19 protein-coding genes are annotated in these 22,555 nt (G+C 42.9%); 11 read left to right on the plus strand and 8 right to left on the minus strand.

The window, feature by feature from the left end; all coding sequences use genetic code 11:
- Positions 1 to 60 precede the first annotated feature (60 nt).
- Positions 61 to 2,244, plus strand: coding sequence for a TonB-dependent receptor plug domain-containing protein (locus tag R1T43_RS06225; protein ID WP_317354028.1), 2,184 nt, complete (start codon positions 61 to 63; stop codon positions 2,242 to 2,244).
- Here the strand turns inward: R1T43_RS06225 and R1T43_RS06230 are convergent.
- Positions 2,227 to 2,760 carry a PepSY domain-containing protein gene (locus R1T43_RS06230; RefSeq protein ID WP_317354030.1) on the minus strand — a complete coding sequence of 178 codons (534 nt, stop codon included), beginning with the start codon at positions 2,758 to 2,760 and terminating at the stop codon, positions 2,227 to 2,229. The two genes, R1T43_RS06225 and R1T43_RS06230, sit on opposite strands and share 18 nt — an antisense overlap.
- 136 nt (positions 2,761 to 2,896) lie before the next feature.
- Positions 2,897 to 3,949: an L-dopachrome tautomerase-related protein gene (locus R1T43_RS06235; RefSeq protein WP_317354031.1), complete on the minus strand. Its 1,053-nt coding sequence runs from the start codon at positions 3,947 to 3,949 to the stop codon at positions 2,897 to 2,899.
- Positions 3,950 to 4,168: 219 nt separating this feature from the next.
- On the opposite strand from R1T43_RS06235, the gene R1T43_RS06240 reads away from it, so the two are divergent.
- Both R1T43_RS06240 and R1T43_RS06245 read left to right on the plus strand, forming a co-directional pair.
- Entirely contained in the window at positions 4,169 to 5,347 is a 1,179-nt protein-coding gene (locus R1T43_RS06240; RefSeq protein ID WP_317354034.1) for an endonuclease/exonuclease/phosphatase family protein, read from the plus strand.
- A gap of 135 nt (positions 5,348 to 5,482) precedes the next feature.
- Entirely contained in the window at positions 5,483 to 6,214 is a 732-nt protein-coding gene (locus tag R1T43_RS06245) for a diguanylate cyclase (protein ID WP_317354037.1), read from the plus strand.
- Between the two features lie 144 nt (positions 6,215 to 6,358).
- On the opposite strand, the gene R1T43_RS06250 is transcribed toward R1T43_RS06245, so the two are convergent.
- The 5 genes from R1T43_RS06250 to R1T43_RS06270 form a co-directional block, all read right to left on the minus strand.
- Positions 6,359 to 8,092 carry a M1 family metallopeptidase gene (locus R1T43_RS06250; RefSeq protein ID WP_317354040.1) on the minus strand — a complete coding sequence of 578 codons (1,734 nt, stop codon included), beginning with the start codon at positions 8,090 to 8,092 and terminating at the stop codon, positions 6,359 to 6,361.
- A 221-nt stretch (positions 8,093 to 8,313) separates the two neighbouring features.
- Positions 8,314 to 8,580, minus strand: coding sequence for a DksA/TraR family C4-type zinc finger protein (locus R1T43_RS06255; RefSeq protein WP_211070409.1), 267 nt, complete (start codon positions 8,578 to 8,580; stop codon positions 8,314 to 8,316).
- 379 nt (positions 8,581 to 8,959) lie between these two features.
- On the minus strand, positions 8,960 to 10,183 hold the full coding sequence (locus R1T43_RS06260) for a M56 family metallopeptidase (protein WP_317354046.1): 1,224 nt from the start codon (positions 10,181 to 10,183) through the stop codon (positions 8,960 to 8,962).
- The gene (locus R1T43_RS06265) at positions 10,176 to 10,568 is read right to left on the minus strand and encodes a BlaI/MecI/CopY family transcriptional regulator (RefSeq protein ID WP_317354049.1); all 393 of its coding nucleotides are present in this window, start codon (positions 10,566 to 10,568) and stop codon (positions 10,176 to 10,178) included. Before R1T43_RS06265 ends, R1T43_RS06260 begins: the two co-directional genes overlap by 8 nt.
- A gap of 184 nt (positions 10,569 to 10,752) precedes the next feature.
- Positions 10,753 to 11,094, minus strand: a complete 342-nt coding sequence (locus tag R1T43_RS06270; RefSeq protein WP_317354051.1) for a helix-turn-helix domain-containing protein — start codon at positions 11,092 to 11,094, stop codon at positions 10,753 to 10,755.
- A gap of 107 nt (positions 11,095 to 11,201) precedes the next feature.
- Between R1T43_RS06270 and R1T43_RS06275 the strand changes: the two genes are divergently transcribed.
- Positions 11,202 to 11,975, plus strand: a complete 774-nt coding sequence (locus R1T43_RS06275; RefSeq protein ID WP_317354054.1) for an SDR family oxidoreductase — start codon at positions 11,202 to 11,204, stop codon at positions 11,973 to 11,975.
- A gap of 158 nt (positions 11,976 to 12,133) precedes the next feature.
- Here R1T43_RS06275 and R1T43_RS06280 read toward each other — a convergent pair whose 3' ends face one another.
- Positions 12,134 to 12,598: a hypothetical protein gene (locus R1T43_RS06280; RefSeq protein WP_317354056.1), complete on the minus strand. Its 465-nt coding sequence runs from the start codon at positions 12,596 to 12,598 to the stop codon at positions 12,134 to 12,136.
- Positions 12,599 to 12,966: 368 nt separating this feature from the next.
- On the opposite strand from R1T43_RS06280, the gene R1T43_RS06285 reads away from it, so the two are divergent.
- The 7 genes from R1T43_RS06285 to R1T43_RS06315 all read left to right on the plus strand — a co-directional run bounded on the left by R1T43_RS06285 (position 12,967) and on the right by R1T43_RS06315 (position 22,554).
- Complete coding sequence (locus tag R1T43_RS06285; RefSeq protein ID WP_317354058.1) at positions 12,967 to 14,298, plus strand: aminotransferase class V-fold PLP-dependent enzyme; 1,332 nt, start codon at positions 12,967 to 12,969, stop codon at positions 14,296 to 14,298.
- 12 nt (positions 14,299 to 14,310) lie between these two features.
- Positions 14,311 to 14,832: a RidA family protein gene (locus R1T43_RS06290; RefSeq protein WP_317354060.1), complete on the plus strand. Its 522-nt coding sequence runs from the start codon at positions 14,311 to 14,313 to the stop codon at positions 14,830 to 14,832.
- Positions 14,833 to 15,573: 741 nt separating this feature from the next.
- Complete coding sequence (locus R1T43_RS06295) at positions 15,574 to 18,093, plus strand: TonB-dependent receptor (protein ID WP_317354062.1); 2,520 nt, start codon at positions 15,574 to 15,576, stop codon at positions 18,091 to 18,093.
- Positions 18,094 to 18,292: 199 nt separating this feature from the next.
- A complete protein-coding gene (locus R1T43_RS06300) occupies positions 18,293 to 19,519 on the plus strand; it encodes an MFS transporter (protein WP_247670687.1) in 1,227 nt (408 codons plus the stop codon).
- Between the two features lie 145 nt (positions 19,520 to 19,664).
- Positions 19,665 to 21,146 (plus strand): sucrose phosphorylase, encoded by a 1,482-nt coding sequence (gene gtfA / locus R1T43_RS06305; RefSeq protein ID WP_317354065.1) that lies wholly within the window; start codon positions 19,665 to 19,667, stop codon positions 21,144 to 21,146.
- Positions 21,147 to 21,448: 302 nt separating this feature from the next.
- A complete protein-coding gene (locus R1T43_RS06310) occupies positions 21,449 to 22,264 on the plus strand; it encodes a glycoside hydrolase family protein (protein ID WP_317354068.1) in 816 nt (271 codons plus the stop codon).
- Positions 22,264 to 22,554 (plus strand): hypothetical protein, encoded by a 291-nt coding sequence (locus tag R1T43_RS06315; protein ID WP_317354071.1) that lies wholly within the window; start codon positions 22,264 to 22,266, stop codon positions 22,552 to 22,554. The genes R1T43_RS06310 and R1T43_RS06315 overlap by 1 nt, the downstream gene beginning before the upstream one ends.
- Position 22,555: the final 1 nt, after the last annotated feature.

The following is a 22,555-nucleotide window of genomic DNA, read 5'->3' on the forward strand; positions in this document are numbered from 1 at the left end:
CTGCCGCGTTTTTTATTCTTACCCTTCCTTTTATTAGTTTTATCACCGTAGCAAGACCCAATGAAAAGCCTGTCGTATTCTTTCTGTTTTATCTTCCATGCAAAGTTTTTTGAATTGCCTTCTGCTAAGTTATCGATGTTTGGATTAGCCCCCTTTAAGCTATTTTTAGCCGTTTCATTTTTAGCTGCCCCCATTTTTTGTGCCGCTGCCACTGATGATAAAAGCGCTGACGATATAAGTCCTGATAGTAAGCGCGTTGAGGAAGTCGAGCGGTACACTGTCACCGCAGAGCGCCCTTATTACAATGAAACCTTAAACAGTATTTTTCCCCAATATAGCTACGATAAATCAAATCTTGTGGGTAGCCCTCATATCAATGATATTTTGCTTCAATCGCCTTCAGTTAATTTAAATGGGCAAGGTGGGCAAATTCAAAACATCAATATTCGCGGCTTTTCTCGCTGGCGAATTCAATCGTTACTTAATGGCGTACCTATTGTGAGCGACCGCCGAGCGGGGGCGAGTGTTGGCTTTGTTCCACCGTCTTTTATTCAAGGTGTTGCCGTCATTCCAGGTGCTGCATCTACCTATTTAGGCTCGGGCGCTATTGGTGGCGCAGTGGATTTGTTACTTCCTTCCAATACTGAATCTAACCTTCAATTAGGGTGGAGCAGTAACCAACAGGCACAGGATTACAGTTATGCCGATTACGCAGGCAATACCGATTGGAATCTGTCATACCGTAAAGGGAATAATGGCTCTGACGCACAAGGGAATACCCTGTTTGATAAGTTTGAACAAACCGCGCTATTCATAAGGCATCGACCGGAAAGTGGGGTGCTGAAAGAAGCGTGGACTTTGTATTCAGACAACCGTGATATTGGTAAATCCAGCAGTGATTTTCCAGAAGATAGAGTAACAACCTACCCAGAAAACACGCACTGGCTAGGCAAAATGACCTTTGCATTCTCTGACTTATTTAGCGAAGACATAGCTAGCTCTGACACATCTAGCACAGACCTAGTAAGCCACCTTTGGTGGCACCAATCCACATTGGACACCCATATTTTAAGGCCAGAGGATCGGATAAACGAAAGTGAAAGCGAGGCGTTAGATTTTGGGTTTGATGTGGGCAGTAACGCACGCATTAATAACTGGCAGGTAAACTGGCAAGTTCAACTGATGGGGCGAGAGGGGGTAATTATTGATGAAAGAGAGTTCTCTTTGGTTTCCTCTGCTAGCGGATCGCTTGTAGACGACTCTCTTGTAGACGAATCCCCTACAAATCAGCCTCTTTTAGATGAAGCTTCAAACCTAACAGACTCATCTTTTATCTCGGAATTGGCTTACGAGCTTCGTACATTGGATGCTAGTGAAACCACAGTGGCAGGTATAACCGATGCCTCGCGTACCTTTGGTGCTACTTCGCTAGCATTTGGAGGCAGGCTTGATTGGCAGCAGCAGTCTAACAACGCTGATGATGTCACTAATACTAACGTTAGCGGTTTTATTGGGGCCAGCCATACGCTTTCAACCCAATGGTCGGCAAGTGTTTACTTATCTAGCGCCTTTAGAAATCCGTCATTAACCGAACGCTATTTTTCGGGAGAAACCCCTAGGGGCACCGTGCTAGGTGATGCCGATTTAGACACAGAGCAGGCCACAAATATACAGGCTTCGTTGTTGTACAACAGCACTTTTTTAACCGGCTCAGTTGAAGTATTTCGTCAGAAAATCAATCACTATATTGAACGAACTACGGTATCTGAGGATGTGCAGGTTTATAGCAATTTAGACAGTGCGACCATTCAAGGCATAAGCTATCAGCTAGATTGGCAACAGTCACAAGCTGTAATCAGACCGCAAAATAACGGAACAGATCCGGGGTATTGGTTTGCTCAGTTAAATGGTGCGTGGATTGATGGAGAGGATGCTGCAGGAAACGCTATCGCTGATATTCCGCCAAACAGTCAGCGATTAACCCTAGGGTATGAACTAGAGGGAGTACGATTATTTTCAACGCTTGTTTATCGTGCTAGCAAACGAGATATTGGCGATGGTGAAAAAGCACTCGATAATGTAACTACGTTAGATATTGGCGCGGCATGGGAATTGAGCCAACGTACGTCGGTGCAAGCGAGTTGGCGGAATCTTACTAATCAGCAATATTATGTGAGCGCCGACGACAAAGCAGCATTTGCTCAAGGTGAAAGCGTACAGTTAGCACTAACCTTTTTGCTGTGAGCGATAATATTGCTTTAGATATTTGCTTTTAAGCGTAGTAAATAACATTACTAAGCCCGTCAGCCATAAAATGAACAGCAAAATGGCGGCGGGCAAAAACAACCATAGTTTTGCCCCTTCAAAAAACCAGCTGCCATCGTGAATAGCTTCGATAGTATCGGTGCGCCGGTAAGCAACCTGCAGCACTTCGCCACTAATTGCATCTAGCTGCACTTCCCAATGATTCTTTCCGCGTACTTTTATAATGCCTTTACTGGGGCGAACGTCTAACCGGTCGATGTCATCCCAGCTATTCAGTTGAGCTTCGGGGGCGAGTTGCACTGATTCGATAACTTTTTCGAAGCTAATAGATGGCGCACTACCCGTGGCTTTTTGGGTAGGCGGTTGTAGCCAGTCGAACTCTTTTTTCACCTGCAGCAACAAGCCACTGCCAATCACAACAACGACAGGAATAAAAATGACCAAAGAAAGCCACAAGTGAAGGTTGCGGCTTGTTTTACGCAGGTTAATCGACATTCATTTACTACCTAAAAGTGGACACTCACTATACTGCATCTGACTTTAGGAGTAAAAATGACCTAAGGTACTTCAACGTATATCGCCCCGCTTTTAGCGCATTATTTCCATCTTTACTATAAAAGGTTTTGTCGCCTTAATTAGCGAGCTTGCTTGGTGATGGCAATGCTACTTTATAAACCTCGAACTCCATGCTACTTACGTCACTGCCAGCATCTTGAATTTTACTGTTGGTGTAGTAAAGCGAGTCATTATGAATACTAAATGTATCAGCCCAATTTACTGCATCCCCATCTACTAAAGTGTGCAGTGTTAAATCGGGCGTTAAGTACTGAACTAACTGCTTCTCTAAATCGGCGAGGTACAAAATCCCATCATGATAAATTAGGCCGTCAGGTGCCCCTGTAGTGGCGACTTTGCGTACTTTACTGGCAATGTCGTTGTTACTTGTAGGCTTTATATCTAGGGTATCTATCGCGTATAGGGTGTAGCCACTTAATGCGTGAAAATAAACAATGTCATGTTGGCTATCAAGCGCTAGGCCATCAGAGTGAACTGTGTTCGTAAACGGTTTTCCAGCAATGTCTAACGTAGAAGTTTCTGCACGGGTAAATTGATGGTTATCTAAAATACGGTAACTATTGTCGTCGCCTAAGTCGTAGATGACGAGTCCGGCATGGCCAGAATCTGTCATGTAAATTCGATTCGTTTTATCATCAACGCGCAAATCATTAATGTAAGAATCAGAGTGATAGGCATTGCTGCCTATGGTGAGCACACTTTCCACCTTATTTGTTTCAAGGTCTATTACAAAAATACGAGGGGCATCTTTAACCCCTTTAAATTGCGGGTTGCGGGTATCTAAAACATATAATTTATCTTCGTGAGCCACTACCGATTGTACCGCTAAAAAGCAATCGTCACTTACTCGGACTGAAGCCACACAGCTATTTAATTCTTTATTTGGATAAGCTTCAAAATGGCCTGAATCTGATATTTTTGCCACGGCAAACTCGACGCCACTTCGCCAGGTAGGGGCATTAACAAATACCTCGCCTTTATCACTGACTGTGACACCGGTTATTTGCGTCCCCTTTACACTTGCTAGCTTTTGTATTGTTTGTGCACTTAACGCATTTGCTGAAAAGAACGCTAATCCCATCGTGAAAAATAACTGTTTTAAAGCCATGTCCTTGCCCTGTATTATGAATGAGTAGAGTTTGCCGGATAATAGTTAGTGTAAGAGATTTTTATCATTGAACTTGATAAATGCTACGTGTGGCTTAAAAGAAAAGCCCAATGGTAGATTGTATTGGCTTTAGCTCTTTAGTTGGCTGTTACTGCGCAATTTATATTTTCCAGTTACCTAACCGCCCGTTATTAAATTGGTTTCAAATGAGTAAACTATATGAAAAATAAACTCGTCGCACTTTTCTTGGTGGCTTATTCTTCTGCGCTTAGTGCGAACACACTAAAAGTCGCTACGTTTAACGTCAGTATGGAATCAACTAATTACGAAGCGCTTGGTTTAGCGCCTAGTGCTAAAGTTTTAAAGCAAGTGCTATCTAATGGTGATAATCAGCAAGTTAAGAATATTGCTGAAATTATTCAGCGTGTTAATCCTGACATTCTGCTACTTAATGAATTTGATTATATCGCGGACCAGTCAGTTGGAATTGATAACTTTATAAAACACTACCTGAATGTTTCACAGGCGGGCCAACAAGCGGTGAATTACGAGTATGTTTATACCAACACTGTGAATACGGGCGAGCCCACGCATTTTGATTTAGACAACAACGGCAAGAAAGAAAAATACGGCGGTGATGCTTATGGTTACGGCTTATACCCTGGGCAATATGGGATGGTGGTGTTATCTAAGTATCCTATTGAACAGGCCAATGCACGCACCTTTCAGACCTTCAAATGGAAAGATATGCCTGGTGCACAACAGCCTATATTACCTGCTACTAATGCGAAAGAATTGGGTACACCATGGTATTCAGAAGAAGAATGGCAAGCCTTTCGCCTAAGTTCGAAATCTCATTGGGATATTCCGGTTAATGTGAACGGAGAAATAGTGCATGTGTTAGCGATGCACCCCACACCGCCAAATTTTGATGGCGAAGAAGACAGAAACGGTACCCGTAATCACGATGAAATTCGGCTCATGGCAGATTATTTAACGCCTAATCGTGGTGACTATATTTATGACGATGCTGGCGCGCAGGTGAGTTTAAAAGAGAACGAACGGTTTGTGCTAGTTGGCGATTTTAATGCAGCTGATATGGGCGATAAGCATAGAGTTGATGTGATTGAGCAATTGACGGAAAGCCCTTTGGTGAACAATAGCCTTATTCCGACAAGTGCGGGTGGTGCAGAAGCATCAAGGGAAGATTTTAGTAACCGGTTCACTGCGTATTGGGGGGCAAGAGCCGATTATGTGCTGCCTTCACAGTATGGTTTTGACGTAAAAGACGCTGGCGTATTTTGGCCTAGTAAAGATAGTGACCTATATCGCTTGGTCAAAGACAGGCAAGCAAGTTCTGACCATAGGATGGTGTGGGTGTCGTTAACGATAAAATAGCTTGTCTCTAGCCGCTAAACGTTAAAAAAATTTAATGAACTGCTAATCTATTCTGGTTACTTGCCCGTTTATAACCTCATACACCTTCGCCTATGTCACCTGACGTAGGCCATGTTTCGGGAGAGGCAAGTTTCTATGGACGATCCTACGCTAATAATCCTAATGTATTTCATCATTCCCATCTGGTTTGTGGCGGGTATTGTCGATTGGTACTGCCATAAGCGAAGTAATATTTCCGGTACTAGCGGCGCAAAAGAATCGCTTATCCACTTACTCATGTTCGCCGAAGTGGGCATTCCACTTTTCATGGTGCTGATATTCGAGGTTAATAGCTTAATTATTGGTATTAGTATTTTGCTCTTTTTTGTGCATGAAGCTACCGCCATGTGGGATGTCTCTTATGCGGTAACTAAGCGCCGTGTAGGGCCCATTGAACAGCATGTTCATAGCTTTTTAGAAATGATCCCGCTATTAGCATTAGTTTTAGTGGTGGGCCGACATTGGCCTCATTTCACAGCGCTGTTTGGTATTGGCGATATCCCCGCCGATTTCGCACTTCAACTTAAAGAAGACCCTTTACCTACATGGTATTTAGTTACCGTGCTATTGATAGCGCTAGCCTTAGAATTTGTACCTTATTTGGAGGAATTAATGCGTGGTTTAAAAGATAAAAATCAAGTTAATAGCGGCAGAAGCAACGGCACCCGTGGCACCGGTGATAGAAACGTCACGCCCGTTTCAGATGCTGAAGCCGAGGCTGCTAGTCCCTATGCTACGTCAGTGGCTGGGGAAGAAGACCCCGGTGTAGCATTAGAAGAGTTGGTAGAAAGTCGCAATGGGGGTACGCCAATCAACAAGAAGCGGTAAACAGCGGTAATTGGGATGTATTGATTCGGTTTACCGACATAAGTGAGGGCTCCTTAATCTGCGTGCTATCCTCTCCATGTAATGCCTTAATAGGCATGACATGGAGTTAAATTCAGCGAGGTTTATGCGCCTTGTTTTACCTTATTACTCGGTCTGCTTTTTCCTCATTTCAGCTTGCTCTACTTGCCATTCCCGATAATCTTCAAAACGCTGTTCGTAGCGAAGCACCTTACTGTTAGGGTCAGCAATTACTGCATCGTATTGGCTTACTGCTAAGCTGGTTTGGTTTTGCATATCAAGCGTGGTTAATTTACCGTTTACGCTAACTTCTAACGGCATAGGGAAGGGTAAGTCACCTTCTGTTTTCCACGTAAATGTAATGTCATTTTCGGTGCGAGCAACAACTAATTTAGGTAAAGCTGCACTGAATATATACACGTCAAAAAACCAATCTAGATTGTGCTCACTGTTTTTATTGACGATATCAATAAAATCTTGAGTATTGGCAAAAATCGGTTTGAAATTGCCAGGCTTGGGGTCACTGCGGCCATACACTAATTCGGTTACAGAGCGGAAAAAGTCTTCGTCGCCCATTAGCCCTCTAAGCGTATGAATAACCCATGAACCTTTGGCATAAATATCACCCGCAGGGCCTTTTTCATAAACATCTTCTTCAGATAACAATTGGTTGCTTACAATAGGGTGAGCGTTTGCCAACCCTTTTCGCTGTGCATTCAGCTTCACAAAGTAGGCTTCGTTGCCGTGTAGATATTGGGCATATAACGGTTGCATGTAGGTGCCAAACCCTTCGTGTAACCACATATGATCCCAGTTGTCGTTGGTAAGCTGATTACCAAACCACTCATGCGCAAACTCGTGCTGCATTAACCAATCGTATCCTGCATCGTCTTTTCTATATTGGTTGCCGTAGGCGTTTATGGTTTGATGCTCCATACCCAAGTGAGGGGTTTGTACTATGCCTACTTTCTCGTCAGCAAAAGGATAGGGGCCAATCATACGTTCGAAAAAAGTAACCATTTCAGGTAGCTCGGCAAACAACGCTTTTGCTTTGTTTTCGTTTTCTGGAAGGTGGTAGTAGGTTAACGGGTAAGTGTTGCCGTAAATGCTGGTAAAACTTTTGGTCAGCTTTTCGTAAGGCGCTATGTTCAAGGCAATGCCGTAGGTATTGTGCATTGATTTGGTTTGCCAATGAAAGGTGCGAGCATCACCATTTTCTTCAGTTGCAACTAATACTCCATTGCTGGCCGCTACTAGTGGCTTGGGAACGGTAATGAAAAGTTCGGTGTTAGCGGGTTCGCCATAAGGTTGGTCGATACACGGCCAGAAAAGATCGCACCCTTCACCTTGCACTGCAGTTGCCAACCATGGGTGTCCATCAGGGGTTCCTTCCCACATCACGCCGCCATCCCAAGGGGCTCTAATCGGCGTGCGAGGATGGCCTGAATACACAACCCGTAAGGTTGCAGGAAAAGCCACATTACTAGTTGGCGATACAATAAGCTCGCCTTCAAGGTTACTAAATTGCTGTGCAGGTAGCTCAGTATCATTCAGCCAAACGCCTTCAATAGCAAAACGCGTGTCTAAATCCACAGAGATTTCTTGTTGTGGTGAAGGCGCTTGCAGGGTGAGGGTAGTATCCCCAAACAAAATCTCTTTATCGAAATCGAAGGAAAAGGCGAGCGTTGCATGGCTAATAGATAGGTTCTGTTGCCTTTTAGGAATTTCTCCCCCGGTTTTTAACGTGTAGGGTGTTGATAGAACGGCAGCGTGTATAGGATTCACTGAAGAAGCGGGTTGAGTTGCACACCCAACAATAATTGATGATGCGCACGCTAAGGCCAGCGTTTTTAATTTCATGTGTTTTCCGTTTTTATTATTGTGAATTCGTTATCTCGTTCTTATGGTTATACGAACGGGAGCAAGATAAATCAATCACTTATCTTTCACAAAAGTCTCAATACAATGCAACGGGTAAACGGTTAATACGAGGGTAAGTAAGATGAAAGGCGGTAACCGACTGCGTGGCTAATTCAATCTTTGATAAAGGCGCCTTTGTATAAGCCGATTATTTTAATGGTCTATCTTAGCTGGCTATCTTTACTGCCTCTACGGTTAAACAACGACTCAACCTTGCTTGTTTTTTCCATTTCAGCTTGGCAGTTAATACACAATTGAACGCCAGGCACTGCTATGCGTCTGCGCTCAGGAATAGGGGCGTCGCACTCTTCACAGAACTCAGCACTCTCACCGTGATACATGTTGTTTTTAGCACGCGCCACGGCATCTTCAACGCTTGCATCTATTTGGTCTTGTACTGCACCATCTTTTGCCCAGCCACCAGCCATGTTTCCTCCTAAATGTTACTTGTGCGTTGTGCTAACTAACCTACATTGAAACTAACCAATATCGAAACTAATCAGCATCAACCATAAGAACTTGCTTTAACCATAGAGTGAAGCAAAGACAGTGCCGAGCCCTCCTTTAATTATTTTTGATAATAATTACAGGAGGTTAGAGAAAATGAATACGATGAAGCATGGTATGGCGTATGAAGTGCCCGTAGTCTTTACTGATAGCAGTGAAATATTTGCTTCGTGCTATTTTGGTATAGGCAAAGACATAATAGGTTAAGAGAGAACAGCTTAAGTGAGAAAAGCCTTGTTTGAGGAAAACACTAAAAGGAGCAACAGCTCCTTTTAGTATTCTTACTTGTTAGGCTTAAGCCTATTTTTCAGTGCCCGCCGTTAAAGGCTGATCAAGTTTATAGTCGAGCTGTACTAACAAACCCGTTTGCCTGCGGGCAACACCACCTTTAATTGCTGGTTTGTATTTCCATTGTTTGAGCGCGGCTTTAGCACTCTCATCAAATATACCGTCGGGAGTGGCATTGACTACCGTGATATTGTCGGTGCTACCGGTTTTAGTAATATCGAATTGCAGTACAACGAAGCCTTCAATATTGCCTTTTTCGGCCGCTTCGGGGTATGCAGGCGATACAAATTCTACCGGTGCAGCGTCGTTAACCTTCGACTGTTTGTGTTCAGTATTGTGAAGCGGGGCGTTAGCTAATGCCATATTGGCAGTGATTAAGGCAAAAATAGCCGCTGTGCCAGCGGCAAGTAACTTATTACCTTTATGCGGGGTTTTAATCGCGTTTAGTCTTTTCATCATTGTACTTTTCTCTCCAAAGGTGGGGTACAGGTTTACTGCTTTTGAATTATGCTCGGCACAACAAACAAGTGCTTTTGCATAAATGAGTTTCTCGTCTGGTGATTTGTTGGCTAGCACTGAGTTATCACATGCTAATTCTTGACTACTACGAAACGATTTCAAGGCAAGCCAGGTTGCAGGGTTGAACCAAAAAAGTACTGTAAAAGCTAACGCAATAGCATTCCATACGTTGTCTTTGTGTTGGTTATGTACTCTTTCATGTTCAAGTATTAATGCTTGCTGAGTACCTGAAAATGCAGTCTTGAAATAACTAGGCAGCAGAACGACAGGCTTCAAAAAACCAAAGAGCATAGGTGTAGAAGCTTTATTGGAATAATACGCGCTAAGGGAAGGTGACGTATTAGAGCCTACTGAAACGGTAGATTTAGGCGAAGGAACAACGTGCTTTTTATCAATAGAGCGAAATAGGCTTATATGATGCACCAATATGTAAGCTGCTACTGCACTAGCACCTGTTGCCCATAGCCAAAACAGCACGCTGAATTGCGAACCGGATACATTAGGGTTAATACCCACTATATAGCGGCTGATGCTATTAGCAGAAATAGAGACCAAATCAACGGGCAGGTTGTTCATCACAAGTGCGACAGGTATTAACAACCACGCTTTGTAAACAAACTTAGTACCTAGTTGGTTAGTAAGGAAGCGTTCACAAAAGATCAAAAGCGCCAAAACAACCGTTAACATAGCTTGCTGAGAAATCACCCACTCAATCATTGTTTTGCTCCCACTGTTTGATAACCGCTTTAAGCTCATCGATATCTTCTTTAGATAATTCGTTTTGGTTAGCAAAGCCCGCAATCATTGGAGCCACTTTACCTTTGAACATCCTGCCTAAAAAGCTACTGGTTTCTTCTTGAACATATTCTTCACGGGCCATTAATGGGTAGTAAAGGTATTGGCGCTGTTGCTTGTGAAAACTGACAGCCCCCTTTTTAACTAGACGGCCGAGTAAAGTTTTTACCGTTTTTTCATGCCAAGGTTTATGTTGATTTAGACGCTCAATTACCTCGTTAGACGATATTGGGTTTCTGTCCCAAATTACGTCTAATACTTCAAACTCAGTATTACTAATATCTGGCTGCGCTTTAGATGTCGTCATAAGTATTTTCGCTTTACCCAATCATGTAGTGGCTTTTTAATTAAATAGATTACAAGCGTAGTCTAAACTTAAGATTACATGTGTAATTCTAAAGTGCAAGTTTCTTTAGCACTTTTTTGAGTAATGGCTGTAGGTGTAGGGCGGAAGCGGGGGAAATGGCCACAAGTTAGTGACGGGCCATTATCTATTCATTGTTGTAAATTTCGTTTTGTAATTGCTCTAACTCATCCAGTACTTTCATAAACTTACTACCAAACTCGGTTACTTCGTACTCCACTCTTGGGGGGACTTCGTTATAAGACGTTCGAGCTAAAATGCCAAATTCGATATTTTTCCGCAAACACTGGTTGAGTACTTTTGTGGTAAGGCCATCTACACGACGAACCATTTCGCCGGGGCGATTTATTCCATGGCTCAGCAATTGATAAATAGTGAGAGACCATTTGCAACCGCAAACAGCTTGCACCATTAATGCTGCTTTACTCGGCGCTACTTTTTTTGAAAAATTCTTCTCTATAGTTTTCATTAAGATGTACCTAAAAGTACCTACCTTACCGATAAGTGCTTACTTTTTAAGTCTATTAATTGCCGTTAGATTGGCCTTTCATTTTAACACAAGCAAGGTCATTAATAATGCAAACTTCTAATATTGCAGTGGTAGTCGGTGGTTCAAGTGGAATGGGATTGGCAACGGCTAAACAGCTTTCTGCAAAAGGAATTGATACGGTTATTTTAGGTAATAACAGTGGCAAGCTAGCATCAGCAAAGGTTGATATTGAATCATATGCTTCAAGTGGTGCTACTGTTGAGACTATTCAGGCCAATTTACATAAACAACAAGACGTCGAAAAAGTGATACAGCAATTGAACGCCGAAGACAGGCATATTCAATACTTGGTTAATGCAGTAGGCTATTTTAGTCCTAAGCCATTCCTATCACATGAGCCTGGTGACTATGATATATATGCCACATTGAATCGCGCCATATTTTTTATCAGTCAATCGATTGCTAATAATATGATTAAGCATGGCGGGGGCGCCGTGGTGAATATTGGTTCAATGTGGGCTAAACAGGCAATTAAAGCCACGCCTTCTTCTGCATACTCAATGGCTAAAGCGGGGCTACATGCATTAACGCAACACATGGCGATGGAATTAGCAGAATATAATATACGCGTAAATGCAGTGTCGCCTGCGGTAGTGAAGACTCCTATTTACGAATCATTTATTAATCCGGCTGATGTCGATGAGGCATTAAAAGGGTTTAATGGATTCCACCCTATTGGGCGTATTGGTACTTCTGATGACATTGCAAATAGTATTATGTTTCTGCTTCAGGAGCAGAGCAGTTGGGTAACTGGTGCAATATGGGACGTTGATGGTGGTGTTATTGCCGGGCGAAACTAAGCGTATTGTTTGGTAGCGATGTTGTTGTCGAAGAAGCATAAAGGCCAGCTTTTCTCTCTGGCCTTTACATATGAGTGAAAGCGCATAAAGAAAAGTGTATGGGGCATCTGAAGTTAGTTAGCAAAATCAACAAGCTATCTGAAAGCGTTTAATTGACTCTACGCGCCACATATCTTTTTAATAACACAAGCACACAATAGTGATAAAAGCCCCACCGTTATTCCCGTAAGTAAGCCAACCCAAATAGCGTGCAATGGAATAAAAATTAAAGCCAGGCTGGCTGTTGATGATAAATGCCCATCTGTATAAGAAGAGTAGTTTACCCCCCAATATCCCCAGCAATGAAAAAGAGTGATGGCGATTAGAGCTGCCCAAAAGGCTATTTTTTCATGGACACAATAATGACGACCTTGAAATGCGGCTAGACCAGCAAGCAGCAAATAAGGAATAAGTTGAAAAATAGCGGAATCAAAGTAACTAGAAAGGGAAAAGTATCGGAAGGTATGTTCATCACTGGCATCGAAACTATACCCACCAATGGTAATCGCAAGTAACCAATCGACAGTTTCTGCATTAACCATTAAAAAACACAAAATCAATACACGCCAAAACCATTTGTTCATCTAGAAATCCATTTTAATTAATCTATTTGCCGCCACTGGTTAATAAAAACCATAATTAACTTTCAGCCAATATGCCTTAGGCTTTACGTTTAATTGATGGTTCTTTACTTGTATTGACAACGGGGCAGCAGCACTGCAAACCTGTCTTCCTATTCATTTTCTTATTGCATGACATAAATACAAAGTAGGGGGCTTGATACGCTTTCGCCTATCGAGGAGCAAAAGAGGCTCAATTTGAAGGAACACACATTAATAAATCATGTGGTTCAACAATTGCTTTGTTTGGCCGTAGAAGATTTTTTGTGGCTCAAATTCATTGAAATTCAGGCCTTTTTTATTTTTTCAAGCGTAGTAGTGAGGGGAAACCCATGAGTGTAGAGCCAGAGCATTTAAACCGCAGACATATGCTAAAAGCCCTTGCAGGAGGGGCGTTAGGATCGCTAGCGGTGTCCCAGTTGGTTCATGCTAGCAGCGAGGTGGCACCATTGAGAACGGTCAAAATCCCTCCAAGGCCTAAAAATATATCGCCCGAAATACTGGCAAAAGATGAGTCATTTTGGGCTCAAGTTGCACTGAATTATGACAAAGTGCAGGGCATTGTTAATTTAGAGCATGGTTATTGGGGAAAGATGTCTAAGCAGGTGCAGGAAGTATTCATTGCGAAGACGGAAATGGTGAATACACAGCTTTCTGTTTATGGTCGTAGACACTTTAAAGATGACCTAGCTCATAGCACCAATAGAGCAGCACAAGCGCTCGGCGCTGAAAACGAAGAAGTGGTTCTTACCCGTAATGCCACTGAGTCTATTCACAATTTGATGCGGCAGTACAATAATTTTGAGGCAAACGATACAGTGCTGTTTGCCGACATTGATTACCCAAGTTTTAAAGATACCATGCGTTGGTTGGCAAAAACGCAGAACGTAGAACCTGTAGAAGTTATTTTACCCGCGCAAACCGACCAATCTGAAATCCTCGATATTTACGTTAAAGCATTTGATAAACATCCTAATTTGAAGTTAATGCTGCTTACCCATGTGAGTAACCAGCACGGGCTCATACTGCCCGTTGCAGACATTGCTAAAGCGGCAAAAGCGCGAGGGATAGATATTATTTGTGACTGTGCCCAATCGTGGGGCTTGCTCGACTTTACCATTGCCGAATTAAATGTGGACTGGGCAGGCTTTAATCTACATAAATGGATTGGCAGCCCTGTAGGTGTTGGGGCGCTATATATGAAGAAGGGCAGTTTAGAAAAAATCTCTCCCTATCCGGGAGAAATCGACCCCAATAATACGTTAGTAGATAAACGAGTTCACACTGCCACTTCAAATTTTGCATCTATCCTAACGGTTCCTACTGCTATCGATTTCCATGAATCTATTGGGCCTGCCAATAAAGAAGCTAGATTGCGTTACTTGCGTAATCTGTGGGTAAAAGAAGCAAAGCAGTTACCCAATATTGAAGTGCTGGGCGGCGAAGATGATGCATCAAGTACGGGAATGGGGGCATTTCGTATAAAAGGTAAAGTGTCGCTAGACGAAGCAAAGATGCTACAGCAAAGACTGGAAAATGAATTCAATGTATTTACGGTGGTAAGGGTAGGGTTAGCCAGTGGCTGTTGTATAAGAGTGACCCCACAAATATTTATTTCAGCTGAAGAAATTAAGCAATTAACGCTTGCGTTAAAAAGCCTATAGAAAGGAAAAACGATGAAGAAATTTATACTAGCGACAGCCGTCTCATTAATGTTTGCGCCCATAGTGGCAAGTGCGAATACGCCAGAGCAAAGTTTGAAAGCAGATGGCTTTACACTGCCTGCGCCAGTGAAACCCATTGCGAATTACGTTACATGGCGCCGTGCTGGCAACCTTTTGTATCTGTCGGGTCACGGCGCCTGTGAAGGCAAAAGTGTACTTGGAAAATTGGGGCAAGATGTAACAGTAGAGCAGGGTTACGATGCCGCACAATTGGTGGGGTTATGTGCTTTGGCAACGATTAAAGAAGCCACTGGCGATTTGAGCAAGGTTAAACAAGTGCTGCAGATTACGGGCATGGTAAACGCCACTGATGATTTCACGGGGCATTCACTGGTGATAAATGGTTTTTCCGATATATTCGTCACCGCGTTTGGTGACGATGGCAAAGCAGCAAGAGCCGCCGTTGGCATGAGTAGCTTGCCCGGCAATATGTCGGTTGAGGTAAGTGCTATAGTCGAACTGAAGAATGAGTAAAGAGCACGTATGCTTAACTAAAAAGCTCAGCGGAAAAAAAGCCTGTGGAATGGTTAAGCCATAGAGAGTAAGGGTATTTACCGTTAACTAAAATAGACAGCTTTCAAGCGTAAAGTGAATTGCGCACATGCTCATTTACTCCCACCTAATCAAACCAATCAATACATAGCCGGCATGCCCGGCTTCATTTTGCACGCCTTTCAAAGCGATAACCACTCAGCGCCACGCTTTTTGTGTGAAGAAGAACACCCCGCAGATGATTACGCAATATTGGCAGTACCTACCATTGTGTCCTCAACGCGTTTTTGCAACGAAAGGCCTATTTTTGAACTAAAGTAATAGCGAAGGCTTGCGGAGGTATTTGAAGAAAATATATGGCGAGCTTGATGACAAAGGATAAGTTGATATGTATTTCACTATGTTTATATATTGTAAATTAAACCTTTGTCTAGAACGATTAAGTTAATTAGGAGTGAATTTTGAAAGTAAATTGAACTTTTTTTCTTGTTGTTGTTTTTAGTTAGGCTTTTGATTTAACTTTATTTTAAATAATTCTGCTTGTTTCGGTTAAAATATTTTTAGCTATTTTTTTAAACAAATAATTTACATGTCAGCATTCTTCGAGTAATCTTTAACTTAATCGATTAAGTTGACGTTTGTTAATTTATGACTTTAGTTCTCTTTCGCTTCTTCTCACACAACTAAGCGTAAGAGAGTTTCGCTTAGCTTTGGAGAATACCCATGCACACACCATTTAATAAAAGCGCATTGGGCATAGCAGTGTTATTAGGCCTAAGTGGCGCTGCTTTAGCTCAAGAGAATCTACCTCAAGAAGCACAAGAAAAGAAAGCAAAAGAGACGTATGAACAAATCGTAGTGACTGCCAGCCCCGCAGGTGTTTCTGCGCAAGAGGCGAGTGTTTCTGTCAGTTCATTCAATGAAGAAGAAGTGATGAAACTAGCTCCTCGCTCAACAGCTGAGGTTTTCCGTGCACTGCCAGGTATTCGCGCTGAATCTTCAGGCGGTGGCGGTAACGCAAACATTACTATTCGTGGTATTCCTTTAGCTACAGGTGGTTCTAAATTCATGCAAATTCATGAAGACGGCCTTCCAGTTTTAGAGTACGGCGATATCAACTTTGGTAACGCAGATAACTTCCTGCGCTACGATTGGTCTGTAGAGCGAGTAGAATCTGTACGTGGTGGTTCTGCATCAACATTTGCCAGTAACTCACCGGGTGGGGTCATCAACATGATCAGTGCTACCGGTGAACAAGGTGGTGGTGCAATTGGCACATCGTTTGGCCTTGATTACGAAGAGTTTCGTCTAGACTTCGCTTACGGCGGTGAAGTAAACGACGACCTATACTTCCATATTGGTGGTTTCGCGCGTGGCGGCGAAGGCGTTCGCGACACTGGCTATAACGGCGACCAAGGTGGCCAAGTAAAAATCAACTTCACTCAGTTGCTAGATAATGGTCATCTACGTTTTTACTTCAAGCATTTAAACGACAGAGTGACTACTTACTTACCTGCACCTGTAATGGTAAAAGGTAATGGTAGCTATGGCGCGGTTGATAACTTTGATGCAAGCAGCCAAACACTACATTCTGCTTACACTACCAATGTGTCGACGTTCGATTCTTTCGGTAACCCGGTTAATCGTGATCTAACAGACGGTATTGAATCTGAAGTGACCTCATTCGGCTTTGAAGCTGACTTGGAAGTGGCAGAAGATCTTTACCTGCTTAACAAATTCAGAACGTCTGATGTAGGCGGTGGGTTCGTTTCTCCTTTCACTGATACTTTCGGTGCTTATGGACCGCAGTCTGCTAGCAGCATGGCGACAGCGATATGTGCCTCAGCCTTAGATGGCGACGGTAACGCTTTCAATTGTGATTCAACTAGCGTAACCCTTGCGAACGGTCCAAATGCCGGTGACGAGTACAACGGTTTAGCGTTCCTGAACTTATTGTTTGATACAACTTACAATGATTTAGGCAACATGATCAACGATTTAAGTCTTCGTAAAGAGTATGACAATGGCGTAACGCTTACCGCGGGTTACTACTACTCTAAGCAAGACATCGCGATTAGCTGGAACAGCTGGAATACCTACATTCAAACAGTAGATGGTACTAACTCTCAGTATCTTCATATTGAAGATGCCGACGGTACTGCACTTGTTGACCAAGGACTTTGGGCACCAAGCTTCCTTTCATGGGAATGGGATTTAAACTACACCACTACAGCACCTTACATTAACGTAGGCTTTGAGGTGGGTGACAACTGGTTGTTTGACGTGAGTGCTCGTCGTGACACCGTACAAGCAAACGGTGAGCTTATAAACTCATGCTGTGGCGGTAACACTGACGTAGACATTAACGGCGACGGCATTATTTCAGGCAATACCGAAGATGCATCTGCATCAAATGGTTTCGGCTTTGGTGGTGGTGCTATTCGCCTAAATCGTGCTAATGCAACAAGCCAAATAGTTGATTACGAAGCAAGTAATACATCATTCTCGTTAGGTGGTTCATACCTGTACAGCGACTCTGTGACTTTCTTTGGTCGCTATAGTGAAGGTGGCCGAGCGCTAGCGGATAGACTACTTCAAATTGCCGGTACCCTTAATGGGGATGGTAGCTTAACGAGTACGACAAGTGGTTTCGATGAAACAGAGCAGTTAGAGTTTGGTATCAAGTACGGTACACGAGACTTTAAATTTAACGCGACATTGTTCAATACGGTAACCCAAGATACTCAAGCTGAAGTGACAAGCGGTTTAACCTTTATTCGTGAATACGAAGCAACAGGTTTAGAACTTGAGAGTAAGTACGATTTCGGTAACGGTTTCACAATGTCAGGAAACGCAACCTGGACAGATGCAGAAATTAGTGAAGACAAGTTCAACCCTGCATTAGTAGGCAAGACACCTCGTCGCCAAGCCGATTTCATTTATACGGTTATTCCACAGTACGACTTTGAAAACTTCAGTATTGGTGCGTCGTTACAAGGTTCAACAGAGTACTATGTTCAAGACTCTAACGAGCTTAAGCAAGATGCTTACGTAGTGGCTAACTTATTTGCCACTTGGTATGTATCTGACCAGTTCTCGGTATCGTTGAATGTAAATAACGCTACTGATGAATTTGTTATTACTGAGTCTGAAGAGAGTGCTGCTTCAGCTGGCGATATCATTCGAGCTCGCCCAATTAGTGGAAGAACGTCTTCAATTCAATTGAAGTACGCATTCTATTAATGGTCGTTATAACTATTCACTGCGGCGCTTTTTAATAAGCGCCGTAAGTGATAGTTCTGGTATTTCGGCGTAAGCGCTAGATAAGATTTTTAAGCGCAGCAACGCGTTTATCTTTCTTAAGTTTCTAAGGTAAATCTCCATGTCTACTAACCAAACGAGCGAACACAACTACGGGTTAATTCGCTGGTTAACCTATTTGATGTTTATGATGTTCGCGATGACATCCGACTCAGTAGGCGAAATCATTAAAGAAGTAAAAATTGAGTTTGCAGTTACCAATACTCAGGCGAGTTTAATGCATTCTTTGTTCATGATAGGTATCGCATTTTCTGGGCTGTTTCTTGGCTTCTTAGCCGATAAGTTTGGTCGCAAAAAAACGCTAATCTTAGGTTTAGCCTTATTCGCGATTTCTTGCTACTTGTTTATGGTAGGCAGTACCTTTTCGTTTATTTTAAGTTTAGTCACGTTATCAGGCTTGGCGGTAGGGGTATTTAAAACCGCTGCACTTGCGTTGATTGGTGATATTTCTCGCTCGACCAAAGAACATACGGGCACCATGAACGGCGCTGAAGCTTTCTTCGGTGTTGGTGCTATTATTGGGCCAATTTTAGTTGCTTGGCTTATTGTTCAGGGTGTGCACTGGACGTGGTTATACGTTATAGCCGGTGGATTATGTACCGTACTAATCTGCATGGCGCTGATGGTGGAATACCCTGAAAGCAAGGCGGTAAAAGAAAAGCCTACCAGTCTTGTCGATAGCCTAAAGCTCCTTAAAGACCCTTACGCGCTAGGATTCTCTATTGGTGCGTTTCTGTACGTTGCGGCCGAGAGCGCAATTTATGTGTGGATGCCAAGTTACTTAATATGTGATGCCAATGCTGCATCAGATATTTACAGCTGCTACGCCAATGAATCTACCCAAACACTCGCTATTTACGCGGTTTCCGTTTTCTTCGCTTTGCGTGCAGTAGGCCGGTTTGTGGGTATTTGGATGATGCAGCATTACGAGTGGACCAAAGTACTACTGTTATTTAGTTTCATGATAATGCTGTGCTTCGTGGTTGGCTTATTATCAGGCCCATCGCTGGCCGTTTTCCTTTTCCCTTTAAGCGGCATATTTATGTCGGTCATTTATCCTACTTTTAACTCTAAAGGCATTAGCTGCTTCGAGAAGCGACAGCACGGTTCAGTAGCGGGGGTTATTTTGTTTTTTACCGCTGCGGGCGCGGCCGCGGGGCCTTTTATCATGGGAGTGGTAAGTGATGCCTATGGTGGTGATGCCAAGTACGGATTTGTCGTTGCTACAGGCTTCTCTATCTTGTTGTTCCTAGGCTTACTTTACAACGCTATTGCACAGCCAACACGTGAGCGACTCGCCATGATTGAGAAACGTGAATATGGCGTTGACTCAACCACAGCTAGCTAAAACAAATACGCTTAGTTAGAACAGTATTACGTTTCACTATTTACATAAATCAATGCAGTGTTTCTTATTGCCATAGAGGCACTGCAAATTTTCGGTGCATTTTTGCTTTTTCAATACGCAGCACCCCGATATTTGGAGAATTTTCATGCCTTTACGCAATGGCGTTCAACTTATTACCTACGCAGACCGCTTAGGTGAAGGAAATATGTCTGGCCTCAACACGCTTCTAAGCACCAAGTTGAAAGGGCTGTTTACCGGCGTTCATATTTTACCTTTCTATTACCCTTTCGATGGCGAAGATGCTGGATTTGACCCTATCGATCATACTACCGTTGATTCACGTTTGGGCAGCTGGGCCGATGTGAAACAGGTTGGTGAGTCGATGAATATTATGGCAGACCTTATTGTTAATCATATGTCTGCGCAAAGTGAGCCATTCTTAGATGTGATTAAGCACGGTCGTGAATCACAATACTGGCCGCTATTTTTAACGAAACAGTCGGTGTTCAGCGAAGACGATGCGGCTAATGTTGCAAACATCGGGAAAGTATTTAGGCCTCGCCCTACGCCTTTTTTCTCTGAATATGAGTTAGATAACAAAGAGGTTGTGCCTTTTTGGACAACGTTCACCGCGAATCAAATTGATATTGATGTTGAGTCTGACTTGGGTAAAGCGTATCTAGAGTCGATCCTAGAGGCTTTTACACAAAGCAATGTTGACCTAATTCGTTTAGATGCAGCAGGTTATGCCATTAAACGCGCGGGCACTAACTGTTTCATGTTAGAAGAAACTTTTGAGTTTATCGAAGCATTGAGCAAGCGTGCGCACGAGATGGGCATTCAAAGCTTGGTTGAAATTCACAGTCATTTTGAAACCCAAATTGCTATTGCATCTCGTTGTGACAGCGTTTACGACTTTGCGCTTCCGCCATTGGTATTGCATACCCTATTTAGCAAAGACGCGTCTGCCTTAGCGCATTGGTTGTCTATTTCGCCACGTAACTGCTTCACGGTGCTAGATACCCACGATGGAATAGGTATTGTTGATGTAGGATCAAGTGGCGATAAGCCTGGGCTTTTAACTAATTCGCAAATAGACAACTTGGTAGAAACGATTCATGTTAACTCTGATGGTGAATCAAGAAAGGCCACAGGTGAAGCCGCTAGCAACGTAGATTTGTACCAAATTAACTGTACTTATTATGATGCGTTAGGAAAAGACGACTATAAATACTTGCTCGCCCGTGCAATACAGTTCTTCAGCCCAGGTGTACCACAAGTGTATTATGCTGGGTTGTTAGGGGCGACCAACGACATGGAGTTGTTAGCGAAAACGAATGTGGGACGAGACATCAATCGTCCTTACTTAAGTGAAAGCGATATTGATGACGCGCTCACAAAGCCAGTGGTAAAAGGCCTCGTTGAATTAATTCATATTCGAAACAACACAAATGTGTTTAACGGCGATTTCTCTGTTACTGAAGACACAGGTACTTTGTTGCTGGTTTGGACATTAAATGAAGATCGTGCCGAGTTACGGGTGGAGATGAGCACACTTGATGCAACTATTACATTGCTAGAAGGCGGGGTAAAATCTACTCTTTCGCTGGCGAAACTTACGGCATAGTCGTGTTCTAGCCGGAACAAAAAAAGAAATAAATAAAGATTAAAACAAAAAAATTCGGACGTGACTTCCATCACTCTATCGAAGTCACTTCCGATTATTCAATATTAAATTCAAATCGTTACCCTTCTAAATAACCGCAAAGCCTAGTCTCTTTAAATGTACGCTTACCATTCTCTTCGAATTGCCCGTAAAGTTGAAACTGAATTGGTTGTATTTTGTACAAATAATGTTAAGTTAATATAATAGTTTAAATAATAACCATCGAAATGAAGTATGTTTCAAGGTTGCATGGACACAACCCAATGCACTTCACCACTTCAGAACGACTAAAACGAATTCAACAACACTTGGGTGTATCACCTGATGGTGTACTTGGTGGCGAAACGCTTTGTGCACTTGAAAAGCGGTTACTTCCCATTTCAGAACGCCTAACCCAAGTTACTTCAACAACCACGCCTGTCACATCAAATGAAATTAGCCTTACGCTCTCACAAAAGGGGATAGATCTTATCGTGCAACATGAGATCAGTTCGAAGCAATACTATAAGAAAAGGCTTACCCATCCTACGTGGCCTAAAGGTGATTCGGGGATCACTATTGGTATTGGCTACGATTTAGGTTATGCAAGTAAGAGCCAATTTCAATCAGACTGGCAGTCGCTTCTTAGTACCTTTGATATGAAGAAGCTTACGCGGGTATGCGGCCTGAAAGGGCAAACCGCTAAAATTCATGTTTCATCTTTACGTTCTGTCACTGTGCCTTTCGATGCCGCAAAGCATGTATTTGTGCACTCATCGCTACCTAAATATGCACAAAAAACAAAATCTACTTTCCCTGGAGTCGAGTACTTGAATGCTGATGCTCAAGCTGCCTTGGTTTCATTAGTTTATAACCGTGGGGGGAGCCTGAAAGGTGACTCACGACGAGAAATGGCTGCCATAAAACCTTTGGTAGCGAGTAAAGATTATATTGGAATAGCGCAGCAAATTACGAAGATGAAACGATTGTGGCAGGGCAGAGGGCTTGATGGCTTGTTACACCGACGAGATGATGAAGCTAATTTAGTTAGGAATTCAGATAGAAGGTATTTAGTTGACGACCTGGTGAGGGTTGCGTAATGAAAACCCTCCAGCACGATTTACATTTACGGTACGAAGCCTACACCCGAGCACATCAACGTTTCGCAGAAAGGGGAGAGTTTCGAGTTGAAATTTACCAAGGCAGATTGGAAATCGACAATCAGCACGACTTGAAGCATTTGGCTACTTATCCATTTTCACCAGAAACGGTTGAAGAAAGCGCCGTGATACCTGCATCTATACCCGCAGTTCAGGGCTCCGCCTTGCCCTTATTTAAAGCGCTATTCAATACAAACTTTGTTAAGGCAATAAAGCTGCTTTTTTATTAAT

The sequence above is a fragment of the Alteromonas sp. CI.11.F.A3 genome, from assembly GCF_032925565.1.
Lineage (GTDB): Bacteria > Pseudomonadota > Gammaproteobacteria > Enterobacterales > Alteromonadaceae > Alteromonas.